12 protein-coding genes are annotated in these 13227 nt (G+C 58.0%); 7 read left to right on the forward strand and 5 right to left on the reverse strand.

What is annotated here, in order from left to right:
• Nucleotides 1–44 precede the first annotated feature (44 nt).
• From ACYVIT_RS20875 to ACYVIT_RS20895, 5 genes are all read left to right on the forward strand, one after another.
• Nucleotides 45–2156: a TonB-dependent receptor gene (locus tag ACYVIT_RS20875; RefSeq protein ID WP_415804392.1), complete on the forward strand. Its 2112-nt coding sequence runs from the start codon at nt 45–47 to the stop codon at nt 2154–2156.
• Between the two features lie 64 nt (nt 2157–2220).
• Nucleotides 2221–2769, forward strand: a complete 549-nt coding sequence (locus ACYVIT_RS20880; protein ID WP_415804393.1) for a sigma-70 family RNA polymerase sigma factor — start codon at nt 2221–2223, stop codon at nt 2767–2769.
• Nucleotides 2770–2776: 7 nt separating this feature from the next.
• Complete coding sequence (locus ACYVIT_RS20885; protein WP_415804394.1) at nt 2777–3751, forward strand: FecR domain-containing protein; 975 nt, start codon at nt 2777–2779, stop codon at nt 3749–3751.
• Nucleotides 3752–3931: 180 nt separating this feature from the next.
• Nucleotides 3932–6295, forward strand: coding sequence for a TonB-dependent siderophore receptor (locus ACYVIT_RS20890; RefSeq protein WP_415804395.1), 2364 nt, complete (start codon nt 3932–3934; stop codon nt 6293–6295).
• A gap of 95 nt (nt 6296–6390) precedes the next feature.
• On the forward strand, nt 6391–6909 hold the full coding sequence (locus ACYVIT_RS20895) for a GNAT family N-acetyltransferase (RefSeq protein WP_415804396.1): 519 nt from the start codon (nt 6391–6393) through the stop codon (nt 6907–6909).
• Nucleotides 6910–6950: 41 nt separating this feature from the next.
• On the opposite strand, the gene ACYVIT_RS20900 is transcribed toward ACYVIT_RS20895, so the two are convergent.
• The gene (locus tag ACYVIT_RS20900) at nt 6951–7670 is read right to left on the reverse strand and encodes a FadR/GntR family transcriptional regulator (protein ID WP_415804398.1); all 720 of its coding nucleotides are present in this window, start codon (nt 7668–7670) and stop codon (nt 6951–6953) included.
• Between the two features lie 227 nt (nt 7671–7897).
• On the opposite strand from ACYVIT_RS20900, the gene ACYVIT_RS20905 reads away from it, so the two are divergent.
• A complete protein-coding gene (locus ACYVIT_RS20905; RefSeq protein WP_415804400.1) occupies nt 7898–8773 on the forward strand; it encodes a fumarylacetoacetate hydrolase family protein in 876 nt (291 codons plus the stop codon).
• A 69-nt stretch (nt 8774–8842) separates the two neighbouring features.
• Nucleotides 8843–9811, forward strand: coding sequence for a Bug family tripartite tricarboxylate transporter substrate binding protein (locus tag ACYVIT_RS20910; protein WP_415804401.1), 969 nt, complete (start codon nt 8843–8845; stop codon nt 9809–9811).
• Between the two features lie 20 nt (nt 9812–9831).
• On the opposite strand, the gene ACYVIT_RS20915 is transcribed toward ACYVIT_RS20910, so the two are convergent.
• The 4 genes from ACYVIT_RS20915 to ACYVIT_RS20930 all read right to left on the reverse strand — a co-directional run bounded on the left by ACYVIT_RS20915 (nt 9832) and on the right by ACYVIT_RS20930 (nt 13125).
• On the reverse strand, nt 9832–10746 hold the full coding sequence (locus ACYVIT_RS20915; RefSeq protein WP_415804402.1) for a LysR family transcriptional regulator: 915 nt from the start codon (nt 10744–10746) through the stop codon (nt 9832–9834).
• A gap of 32 nt (nt 10747–10778) precedes the next feature.
• A complete protein-coding gene (locus ACYVIT_RS20920; RefSeq protein WP_415804403.1) occupies nt 10779–12005 on the reverse strand; it encodes an alpha/beta hydrolase in 1227 nt (408 codons plus the stop codon).
• 91 nt (nt 12006–12096) lie between these two features.
• Nucleotides 12097–12609 (reverse strand): DoxX family protein, encoded by a 513-nt coding sequence (locus tag ACYVIT_RS20925; RefSeq protein WP_415804404.1) that lies wholly within the window; start codon nt 12607–12609, stop codon nt 12097–12099.
• Between the two features lie 9 nt (nt 12610–12618).
• Nucleotides 12619–13125, reverse strand: a complete 507-nt coding sequence (locus ACYVIT_RS20930) for a DUF1097 domain-containing protein (protein ID WP_415804405.1) — start codon at nt 13123–13125, stop codon at nt 12619–12621.
• Between the last annotated feature and the right edge of the window lie 102 nt (nt 13126–13227).

Consider the following 13227-nt stretch of genomic DNA (forward strand, 5'->3'; position numbering starts at 1 on the left):
ATACAGCTGCGGCCATGGCGCCGTCACAACAACAATACATAGTCATGCGAATCATCGGTATTGCCGCGCTGCTCGGCAGCAGCGTAGCTTTGGCTCAAGAGGGCGCAACCCCGGCGGCAACACTGGCGCCGGTCGAAGTCCAAGGCGTATACGTCGCGCCGGGCAGCTCACTGGGATTAGATATTCCAGAGCAGGTCGGATCGAGGCTAGGCTTGTCGCCGCTGGAAACACCTGCCAGCATCAGTGTCATGAACAGTGTCGAAATGGCAGACCGCGGTCTCACGCGCGCGCAGGATGCCGCGATACGCATGCCGGGCATCACGGAAGCCCCTTCGCCGGGCAATGGGGGCACTTCCTTGGTGGCCAGAGGCTTTGTCGGTCATAGTTCGATCGCGCAACTCGTCGATGGCACGCGCCAAGTCGTCGCCGCGGGAACCGTTACCTATCCCTTTTCCACTTGGCCGCTCGAATCCGTAGAGGTCCTGCGCGGACCAGCGTCGGTGCTCTACGGAGATGGAGCGATCGGCGCGGCGGTGAACTACGTCACCAAGAAACCGATCTGGGATGAAACGCAGCGCGAGGCCTTTCTGGGAGTAGGCTCGTATGGCGTAGTGCAGGGTGGCGTCGGCCTGCGCGGACCTGTCAACGATATGGTCGCGTATTCGATCTATGTCGATGGCGAGCGCAGCGACGGATACCGCGCACTGGAAGACGTCCAACGACGCAACTACGCATTGGCGCTTTCGGTAAAACCGACGTCCCGATTGAAGGCGACCTTTTCCCTCGATGGCGGCGTCAATGACGATGCGCGGTATTTCGGAACACCATTGCGCGATGGCAACTTCGACGACAGCCTGAAACGCATGAACTACAACGTCTCCGACGCCGTGGTGCATTACGACGACCGCATTTGGCGCGCCAAAGTGGAATATGACGTCAGCCCCAACCTGCAATTGCGCAACGAGACGTACTACTTGACGTCCAAACGCCACTGGCGCAACGCGGAGTCCTATGGATTCGACACCGCCGGCACTTCGATCATTCGTGAAGACTATCTAGAGATCCTGCACAACCAGGAACAAACGGGTAATCGGTTCGATATGACGCTCAATGGCAATATCGGGAGACTGCCAAATCAGCTGGTCGTCGGTATCGACTGGTATCGCACCACCCTGCTGCATTCAAACAATTCGCCATATGGCGGCAGCAGCGTCGTGGATCCCTATGATTTCGAGCGAGGAGACTTTAGCAGTCCTGATTCCACCACGCGAGGGCGTCGTGCCAAACTGCAGACTACCGCCTTTTTTCTCGAGAACGCACTGGACCTGACGCCCGAATGGAAGCTGGTGGGCGGCCTGCGCCACGAGCATATGCGGCTCGACGACAACAACCTGCGCACGGGCGTGCATCAAGGCAAAACCTACGATCCCACCACTGGCCGGATCGGTATCGTGTGGGCGCCAAACGAAACGCTGTCCTTATACGGACAGTATTCCACGGGTACGGATCCTCTGAGCGGGGCGCTCTCGTTGCCCGGTGGCGCAACGGATCTGGATCTGACTCGCGGACATCAGGTCGAGGCCGGTATCAAAGGGTTATTGCCATCAATCCGGGGGCAATGGACTGCTGCAGTCTACCGTATCGAAAAGCGCGACCTGCTTTCACGCGATCCGGACGATCCCACAATCGCGCAACAGGTTGGCCGGCAGTCCTCTACCGGCATCGAGCTGGCCTTCGCGGCAGAGCCCTTCCCGGGTTGGACCATCGATGCAAACATTGCGCTGCTCCGTGCGCGTTATGATGACTTCAGTGAATTGGCTTCCGACGCACAGGTCTCGCGCAGCGGCAATGTGCCCACGGGCGTCCCCGAACGCATGGCCAATCTCTGGACGACATGGCAGTTTGCGCCGCAGTGGAAGATCGGTGCGGGCGTGCGCTATGTCGGCGACCGGCCAACCAATGCAGCAAATTCCCGTTGGCTGCCGAGCTACACCGTTGTGGATGCGGCGCTGACGTACGAATACTCGTCCAACCTGAGCTTCATGCTGACGGTCAAGAATCTGGCCGATCGCGACTATGCCGTGTCCGGGTCAGACTCGACGTGGCTGCTGGGCGCGCCGCGAACCGTCTTGCTGACGACTCGCGCCACATTCTAGGCAGTCAGGGCTCCATCCAGGTTCAAGATCGCGCTCACTGCTGCGCAAATGGATGCCCATATTCATGAAAATGGTTATTATTACCATTTCCATCCTGCCCTCCTCTGCCATGCCTGCCGGCCCCCTACCCGATATCCACGCTATCGAGGATTTGTACGCCGAGAATCACCTCTGGCTGCAAAAGTGGCTACGCAGCAAACTAGGTTGCGTGCACCATGCGGCGGATTTGGCTCAGGACACGTTTGTCCGAATCCTCAGCAAGAGCGAACCTGTCAACATTCGCGAACCGCGTTCTTATCTCGCGACCATCGCCAACGGACTGGTGTGTGACTTTCGCCGGCGTCAGCTTCTGGAACAACGCTATCTGGAGGCGTTGCAGCAACTGCCGGAACCATTGCAACCCTCACCGGAGACACGGGCGCTGCAATTAGAGGCGCTGAACGCCCTGGACGCATTGCTTGAGCAATTACCGTCGGCGGTGCGGCGGGCGTTTCTGCTGTCGCAACTCAGTGGATGGACACACGCACGTATCGCCACCGAGCTAGGTATCTCTATCGCGACAGTGAAACGCCATATCGTGCGCGGACTCACGCAGTGCTGCCTGCTGCAGTGACCTCAATATGACCTCGTCCTCTCACTCTGCCCTGGACCCGCGCCTCGTGCGCCGGGCATCCCAATGGTGGGTCGATCTACAGTCCGAGGGCGCTCCGGCGTCGCTGCGCCAGGCATGTCTGGAGTGGCGCAGAGCGAATCCGGAACACGAGCGCGCGTGGCAACGTGTGCAGGCGGTGACGGGACAACTGCATGATGTCCCTGAGCCGCTGCTGCAAGCAACGCTATTGACGCCCCAGGGAACCGGTCGGCGCCAAGCGATCAAGACACTATTGCTGCTGGCGGGCGTAACAGGCGCAGGCATAGCGACAGTGCGTTTAGCGCCTTGGGTCGACTGGCGCGCCGACGAGTCCACTCGGATCGGGGAATCTCGCCACCTGACGCTGCCAGACGGCTCCAAGGTCGTGTTGAATACAGGCACGGCCATCAATGTGCGCTATGACTCGAATGAGCGCAGGCTGGTGCTATTGCATGGGGAAATTCTGGTGACGACCACCGCAGATGTCGCGCCTCGCGCCCGCGCCTTTTTGGTAGAAACCGCCCATGGGACATTACGTGCCCTGGGAACGCGTTTTTTGGTACGGCAAGATGGCGGCGATAGTGAACTGCAGGTGTATGAGGGCGCGGTAGAGATTCGTGCCACGCGTACCGATTCTGTAGCTGAAGTCGTACACGCCGGTTTCCGCGCGCGCTTTGACGGCATGCACGTCATTCCAGCCGGCCCCGCCCAGGATACCAGTGCCTCCTGGGCGCGCGGCATGCTGGTGGCCACGCAAATGCCCTTGCGCCAATTCCTGCATGAACTATCCCGGTATCGGCGCGGCCATTTGGGTTGCGAAGACGAGATCGCCTCGCTCCTGGTCTCGGGAACATTTCCGCTCGCGGATACGGATCGGATTCTGCGCGCGCTGGAGTATGAGCTGCCCGTCGACGTTCGGCGCTATACGAATTATTGGGTCACGCTGCGGGCGCGTCCGTCGTGACGCCGTTTTTTTTTGAATTATGTGAGCTGTTTGCGTTTTTCGTTCGGCCTTACAGATAGAAGCCTCATTTTCTACCTGATTCAAGGACGTCGAATGACCCCTGGCAAGCTGAACAGATCGCTATTGCGCACCCCGCGCGCCCTTGTTGGACGGCACCTCGTTCGTCGCTCATATTGCGCGATGCTCACCGGAACCGTTGCCGGGCTCGCGACGACGTGGCTTGTGGTCCCGGTGTACGCTCAAGCTGCCGAGGCTGCCTACAACCTGCCGCCCGGTGAGTTGGGTCCGGCTCTAACGCGTTTCGGTAACGAGGCGGGAATCCTGCTGATGTTCGATAGCGCGCTGGTGGCGGGCAAACAGACGGCAGGGTTACAGGGTCGCTACAGCGTGCCGCAAGCCTTGTCGGTGTTATTGGCGGGTACACAATTGGAATCGGTTGTGCGCCCGGACGGCAGTTACTCATTGCGCCAGCGCCCCACTACGGGTGGCGCTGCAGAACTGCCGGTGGTCACCGTCGTCGGCGCCAGCGGGGGCCGTCCGGACTTGCCCGCACCCTATGCCGGCGGGCAGATAGCACGCGGCGCCGGGATGGGCGTGCTGGGTGATCGGGACATCATGGATATCCCGTTCTCCGTAAACAGCTATACCCTGCAAACGATTGAGGATCAACAAGCGCAGAGCGTGGCCGACATCGTTACCAACGACCCCGCCATTCTGAATGTCGATCCGACGAATGCCAGTTACGCCAATACATTTACGGTGCGCGGACTCTTGCTGGGTAACGGATCGGTCGGCTTTAACGGTTTGTTTGGTTTAGCGCCGAATAACCAGACCACGCTGACAGGTATCGAACGCGTAGAAGTCATCAAGGGTCCCACCGCATTCCTGAACGGCATGTCGCCCAGCGGTACGGGTGGGGCGATTAACCTGGTGTCCAAGCGCGCCGGGGATACCCCATTGACGTCATTCACGGCCAGCTATTTATCCGATTCGCAGTTCGGCGGCCATATAGATATTGGCCGCCGTTTCGGGCCGGAAAATCGTGTCGGCATTCGCCTGAACGCCATGTATCGGGACGGCGATACCTCGGTCGATCAGCAATCGCAACGGCTCGGTACCTTTACCCTGGGTGTGGACTATCGCGGCGATCGGTTCCGTCTGTCGGCGGATGTGGGCTACCAGAATATGCACACTGACCGGGCGAACAGCACCATTGCGCCGGCCGTCGGACAGTCCGTCCCGAATCCGCCATCGGCCGACAAGAGCTTTATGTCGCCATGGAATTTCGTCGACACCGAGGATCTCTACGGCATGCTGCGCGGCGAGTTCGACATCAATACACGATTGACCGCATACGCCAGCGTCGGCCGTAGCAATACCGATTGGAAACAAGCCCTCGATTTCGGCACGCAATTGCAAGAGAACGGGGATTTCCTCAGTACCAGCCGCATGAATTTCACCGGGATCGAACGCACCGTCGGCGAAGCCGGACTGCGCGCACGGCTGGATACCGGCCCCGTGCGGCATGACCTCAGCTTCAGTGTGAATGGCTACAAAGCCGATCGCACGAGCGCCGGAACGATAACGCTGGGCTCCATCAAATCCAACATTTATGATCCTGTTTTCCTGGACAAACCTGACATGGATCCTCCCTCGCGCAACCGCATCAGCAGAACGGTGCTATCAGGTTACGCGCTGTCGGACACGCTCTCAATCCTGGATGAGCGCGCCCAATTGACAGTGGGAGTGCGCAAGCAAAGAATCATGGCGGACAACTACAACATCGCGACCAACGAACGCACGTCACGCTATGACAAGACAGCGTACACGCCCATGGTTGGCCTGGTTGTCAAACCGGCAGACGACGTTTCGCTATACGCGAGCTACATCGAAGGCATGCAACAAGGCGCCGTCGTTGGCGCGAGCTATGCCAATGCCAACGAAGTGCTGGAACCGTACCTCTCAAAACAGTACGAAGCTGGCGTCAAGGTCGATTGGGGAAATCTCAGCACAACACTGTCTGCGTTCCAGATCGAACAAGCATCAGCCATTGTCGATCCCATCTCCAATACTATGAATGGCGATGGCGAGCAACGTAATCGCGGCATAGAACTCAACGTGGCAGGCGAGCCGTGGCGTGGCCTGCGTGTGCTGGGCGGATACATGCTGCTGGATGCGAAACTCACTCACACCGCAGGCGGTGTCAATGATGGCAAAACAGCACCCGGCACATCGCGCCATCACTTCACACTAGGTGTGGAGTGGGATACACCGTTTGTCACCGGGCTGACACTGACTTCGCGCGTGATGCATGCCAGCCGGCAATATGTTGATGCCGCCAATACCCAGTCCATCAAGCCATGGACCACGGTGGACCTCGGGGCGCGCTACGTGCTGGAACATTCAGGCGGCTATCCGATCACCCTGAGGGCGAATCTGCGCAATGTGTTCAACAAGAGTTTCTGGACCACATACCCAGGCGCCGGTACATTGAATGTGAGCGAAGGACGCGCACTGATGCTCTCGGCGACAATGAATTTCTGATGCACGGCGCATACACCGTGCGAGTATGTTGCTACAGTAGGGTCAGAACGCGAGATTCATTTCCGATATGCCCCAGTAGCTGAGAGCGACACCCCATGACCGTCCAGATCCGACACGAAATACCAGACGATATCGCCGCTATCGACGCAGTCACCATCGCCGCCTTTGCCGATGCGGCTCACACGAGCCATACCGAGCAATTTATCGTGCGTGCGCTGCGAGCGAACAGCCAATTGACGCTTTCACTGGTCGCCGAGGAACAAGGCCAAGTCGTCGGTCATGTCGCGCTGTCGCCCGTCACCATCACCGATGATCACGGCCATGAGACATCCGACTGGTACGGGCTGGGGCCGATCTCTGTGTTGCCGGCCAAGCAAGGACAAGGCCTCGGCTCGCAGCTGATCAAACAAGCGCTGACGGAACTCCGGACATGCAAAGCCGCCGGCTGCGTAGTGCTGGGCGAGCCGGCGTATTACACGCGCTTTGGTTTTCAGTGCTATTCGAACCTGCAGTTGCCGGGGGTACCCCCGGCGTATTTCATGGCGTTGGCCCTGCAGGGGCCAGTACCTGCAGGTATCGTGCAATATAGCGATGCCTTCAATGCCGTAGACTGAAACTGCGCCAGGCAGGGTGGAAATGCTGTAGCAATCTGCGCTCAGTCCGCTTGAGGCGGATCAAACAGATTTTTCTGAATCTGCACCAGATGCGCAACCAGCGCCTCGCGTGCGGTTTCCGCGTCGCGGTCTTCCAGCGCCGCAACGATAGCGCGATGTTGACGCTCATACTCCGCGCGGCGTTTCGGCGTGAGCGAATTGCGCTTTAGTCTGCCCCAATCATCCTGCTGTCGGACGCGGTTACTGAGCGCCAGCACTTGAAGAAAGAAGTGATTGTGCGTGGCGAGTGCGAATGCCTGGTGCAGTTCACCGTCCCACCGCTCGAACTCTTCCACCGTTTGGGCGCGCTCTCCGTTTACCAGGCATTCATGCATGCGGGAAAAATCGCTGCGCGAAGCATGACGCACGATCAGGGTCGGCATGAGCGGCTCGATCAGTAGGCGGGCTTCCATGAGCTCGGCGGGACTGGTTTGATCCAATACTAGGCCATCACCAGCCGCACCTACGGATTCGTCGTGCGCAGGGCGCGCAGCGAATGTGCCGCTGCCGACCGTTTGCGTAATCCAGCCACTATCTTTCAACGCCGCCAATACACGTCGTACCGAACCTCTCGATGTATTGAAGCGCTGACTCAACTCTCGCTCAGCAGGTAGCTTCACGCCGACGGGAATCTTGCCCGAGCGAATCTCTGCTTGCAGATAGGCAGCCAAAGCTTGCGCTCCGGAACTACGCAAGCCCGATACAAGTACGTCTGATGTCATGAGAAGTGAATGGGCATAGGAAACAATGCTGACAGCATAGCATTTTTATACCAATTGGTACCACACAAAGGGAAAGGCCAATTCCTGGAATTTATGCGACAACCAGAATGATTGCGCGGTAATCTGCAGAACCATATACTCAAATTCCCATACCAATAAACGATATTGGTACAAAAATGGTTCATATTTATATGAGGCCACCGGCATCACCCCATCGAAGGAAATCTATGCGTATTGCCACCTACACGAAAGATCAACAACGCTATGTCGGCGTTGTCAGCGACGATGCGCTGACGGTGCAGGCATTATTGGATATTCCTCCTGGAACGACCGAGCAAGGTGTCCTAGGCCTGATACAGGCATTCGCAGACCCCGCCCGGCTCGCTACATTGAACCGAGCTGCCGCAGTGCCACTGGATTCGGTAAAGCTGCTCGCCCCTGTGCCGCGTCCCCGGCGCAATATTTTCTGCGTCGGCCGCAACTACCATGCACATGCCAAGGAGCTTTCCGGCTCGGTATTCAAGGCCAACAATGCGGATCCCGCAGCGTGGCCCATCGTTTTCACCAAGGTACCCGAAACGGTCATCGCCCATGGTGAGGACGTCATCCTGCCCGTTGGCATCACCGAGCAAATCGATTACGAGGCCGAACTGGCGGTCGTAATCGGCAAGGGCGGCAAGAACATCAGCAAAGCCGATGCGGTGAGCCATGTCTGGGGATACACGATCGTCAACGACGTGACAGCGCGCGATGTGCAGATGCGGCATCAGCAATGGGACCTGGGCAAGTCGTTCGACACCTTTTGTCCCATGGGGCCATGGTTGATCACGGCTGACGCGTTCGATGCCACCAATACGCGTGTGCGTTGCTGGGTCAATGACGAATTGCGGCAAGACGGTCAGACACGCGACCTGATTTTCGACTTGCCTACGTTGATCGAAACCTGCTCGCGCGGGATATCGCTTTACCCGGGCGACATCATCGCGACTGGCACACCTGCCGGCGTGGGCATGGGGTTCAATCCGCCTCGCTACTTGAAATCCGGTGACCGCGTTCGCATTCAGATCGATGGCATCGGCACACTCGAAAATACCTTTAGATAGGCCGTGCGAGTGGCAGTGTATTAGAAAAAAAGCCCGCAGCAGGCTTGTCATTCGGTGAAGGAGACAACATTGAAAACGACTACATTAAAAACACTCGCAGTCGGCATGACCCTGATGGCCTCCAGCATGGCCTGGGCCGACTACCCAACACGCCCGATCACCATGATCGTGCCATTTCCCCCTGGCGGCGTGACCGATACGGTCGCACGCCCCATTGCCGATGCACTCGGCAAAGCGCTAGGGCAACAGGTCGTCGTCGAGAACAAGGCAGGGGCCGGTGGCGCCATTGGCACCGGAGAGGCGGCACGCGCCAAACCGGATGGCTACACCATTTTGCTGATGCTTTCGTCTATCTCGATTTTGCCCGAGGCCGACAAGATACTGGGACGTAAAGCGGCATACAACACCACGGACTTCAAGCCCATTGCGCGTATCACCGCGGACCCAACCGTGCTGGTAGTGTCTGCCAAATCCCCCTGGAAAACCGTCGATGAATTTGTCGCAGCCGCCCGTCAGGCGCCGGGCAAAGTCGACTACGGCAGCTCGGGAATCTATGGCTCCATGCACGTGCCCATGGCCATGCTGGAGAAAAACGCGAACATCAAGATGACCCACGTTCCCTACACCGGGGCGGGCCCGGCCGTAGCGGCATTGCTGGGCGGTCAGGTCGATGCCATATCCACCGGCCCCTCCAGCATTCTGCAGCATGTCAAGGCAGGCACGGTACGACCCTTGGCACATTGGGGCGACAAGCCGCTGGACGCATTGCCCGATACGCCGAGTTTGGCCGACAAGGGATATGACGTGAAGTTCGTCCAGTGGTCAGGCATCTTTGTGCCGAAAGATGTGCCTGCCGAGGTGATCAAACGATTGCGCGATGCAGCCAAGACTGTGGCAAATGACCCTGACGTGCAGGCAAAAATCCTGGCGGCAGGCAGCCCTATTGACTATCTGGACGCCGATGCATTCCAGAAGTATTGGGATGAGGACGATGCGTTATTGAGAAAAGCGGTACAGGATATCGGGAAATTGGAATAACGCGACGACGCTGCCTGAGGTCATTGAGCACGGACTGCACCGAACCTCTCTTCATATAGTTCGCGAACCCAGTCGATAAAGACCCGCACCCTCGGCGAAAGCTGACGGTGAAACGGATAGAGGGCGGAAATTGGCAAATCGGGGCAACGCCATTCCGGCAGGACTTGGACCAGCCTGCCGGTCTTCAGGTGCTCTTCCAATCGAAACCGAGGCACCTGGATCAATCCGCAGCCGGCCAGCGCAGCAGTCGTATAGCATTCGGCATCACTGACCGAGATCCAGCCACTGGCTTCGAATTCTTGCACCTCTCCGTCCATGATCACCGAGAACGGGTAACGGTAGTTATTTCCGCGAGAGAAAAAACCGATTCCTTGATGCTGTTCCAGATCGCTGGGATGTTTCGGCGTCCCATACTGATCCAAATATTCCGGACTGGCGCAGATGATCTCTGGCAGGTCCGCCAATTTCCTGGCGACCAGCGTAGAGTCGCGCGGCTGGCCCGCCCGCACTACGCAGTCGATACCCTCTTTGACCAAGTCGACCAGGCGATCACCGCTGCTGAGCACCACATCGATATTCGGATAGCGCGCTCGAAACTCGGCGATACGCGGCAACAGAATCATCGTCGCATGTACACCGTGCACGTCAAGCCGCAGTGTGCCACGCGGATTGGCAATGTGTGTACTCAGCGAGGCTTCGGCATCCTCGAGCTCGGCCAAGACACGCTTGCTCCGCTCATAGAAGGCTTGCCCATCCAGGGTCGGCTTGACGTGACGCGTCGTGCGATCAAGCAATCGTGCCCCTAATCGGCTCTCCATCTGCTTGATGGCGTGTGTCGCAGTCGCACGAGGCAGATTCAGCATTTCCGCGGCTTCGGTAAAGCTGCCGAGTTCGACGATTCGATTGAACAGTTGCAAAGTGAGAAATCGATCCATGGGGCGTCAGTCGTTACGTTAGTAAAAGCACGCTAATCCAGCGCCGTGCGCACCGATGGACGTTGCTGAGCCAACTCGTTGGCAGACTCGTCCAGAACTTGGGCCATGATCTGATTCTGCCAATCGAAATAAGGATTGAAGGTAAGCCGCGCGTGAATCTTTCCCGGCTCAATATAGCCCCAGTCAGAGAACCAGACAGGTGCCCCTTGCTCGCATTCGGCTCGCGCCGCTTCGGCCTGCCCATTCCAGCACATACGCAAGCTGCCGTTGGCGCCATACAAATCATTGCCTGGGGAGAACAATACACCCATATGGGAAAACTGGCTGATCTGCAATTCTGGCAGATAGTCCGACCTGACCAACACCCGTGGGTCTTGTTGAAACAGGTCGCGCTCGTTTCCATACCAGATCAGACGACTCGACGGATGGGTGAAATGCGTGGTGAATACGTTCGACAAATAATTGCTATCGAGCACCGAGTCATTCTCGGCGACGACCATCAGGACAGGCTTGTCATAAGGCGCGCTATGCATCGCCTGCCGTACCGAACGGCTGCTGCGATAGAACTGCGCAAAGCCATTCGTTGGCACGGTCATGTACCGTACAGTGGTCTGCATTGGCCGGCCGCTATCCGGTGCCAGCAACCAGGGGCGAGCCCAACTGATCAGCGGTGCCAACCAGTCAAAGGAACTGTTCGACATAAAGGCGGGCGAAAACAGCAGCAGTCCTTCGACGTCGGGGTGGGCATAGGCATAATCGAGGACCAGATTAGCGCCGGTCGAGAACCCGCCCAGATAGACCTGATCGACATCGTCGCTTAGCGCCTGTACTTGCTCTGCCACCACACGGCGCCAATCCTCGAGCGTCACATCCAGCATGTCCTCTGGACGCGTGCCATGGCCTGGCAGCAATACCGTGCGCACCAGAAAGCCTTGATCGGCCAGTTGCTGACCGATATCGTGAAAAGACCAAGGAGAATCGCCCAATCCATGAACCAGCAGCACGCCTTTGCGGGGTTGCCCAGTTGGACGCCATTCGTAGGGCGCATTCCACGCGATTTCCGCAGCGTGGTCCACCCCTTGAAAGCTGCGACGCTGCTGTAACAGTTGGACGGTATCCTGCCGATATGCATCGAAGGAGACATGACGCGAGGAGCTCTCCTGATGCTCTGTCACAGCACATGCGGCAGTGAGCAGCAAAGCGGCAATACCGAGTGCGCCACGGCTGGGCATGTATATCAGACGACGGATTGTTTTCAAGATGACATTCCCTATGCTTTCAGGGCGCTCGACGGAGGCGGCCAAGCCACTCGCATGACCCTGACCAGCCGCAAGCCGAATGTCACACGATTCAAATTGAAACCTTGAGCTTGCGATCCACGGCAAAATCGCCACTGCCACGTACTGCAATATACAGCGCTAGAAACAACATCAGTATGGGAAACTCTATGCCACGGTCTATCCATGGCCAGGTAGGTCCCAGCGCATAGCTGATTCCGGCCATCTGCACGGCGATGGCCAATGCTACAAGGCGTGCCCATAGCCCGATGGCCAGCATCACCGCACCGACCGTCTCAAGCAACATGACGAGAAACGCCAATTGCGGCGCAAACGGCAGCCCCATTACGTTCTGGATGAGGTTGATGGAGCCCGCCATCGGATCAGTCATGGATCCATGAGAGGTACCCAGGGCCTTGGGCAGCCCATGCGTGAACATCACGATGCCAAAGACCACCCGCAGTAATGCGTACAGCGCAGGTTCTGCGCGGCTGTAGAGCGAACCCAGTGCGGGAAACAACAATCGCTCGGCAGATGGCGACGGATCTTCGGCAGAAACTGGGGCAGTGGGATGAGAGATTTGCATGCCGCCTTCCTAAGGAACGAATTTCGGTTGACCTGCACTCTGGTGGATGCGTTTTTGCAGTGCATGCGCGAGAAAGGCTGCTGTCGCCCCAAGAGTGGCTGCCACGGTCAGCATGGTGAATGCCGATATCGACGGCGGCTGATGCGAGGCGAAATAGGCAACCAAGCCGAGAAAGAAACCCAGCAGATTGTTGAACACGGGCACCTTTGCCAACGAGAGGGCAACGCCGGTGACCGCGAAAACGACGGCACTGATTGCGTAGCCGCCCAGCAGTGGAGTGAGTACGGCCATTGCATGTGCGGCACCAATACCCAGGGCCAAGCCTATCAACACGCAAGCCAGATTGATCGCGCCTTGCTTCAAGTTCACGCCGCGCGTGAAAAAAGAAATCCAACCTACGAACATGGCCCATACCGGCACTTCCAGCGCTGCCGTGCTGAGTGTTGCTGCAGACGACGCGATGACGGCCTCGCCAATCACGATTTTCAAATGGGTGGATGCAGAGTTACCTGCCATGGATACCTCCAGTAGAAGGATCGACACGCTCTGCGTAACGCGACGGGAGCGAACGACATCTGAACTATAGGAAGCATGATGGCTCTCCATCTCCAATGAATA

Source organism: Bordetella muralis, from assembly GCF_054781015.1.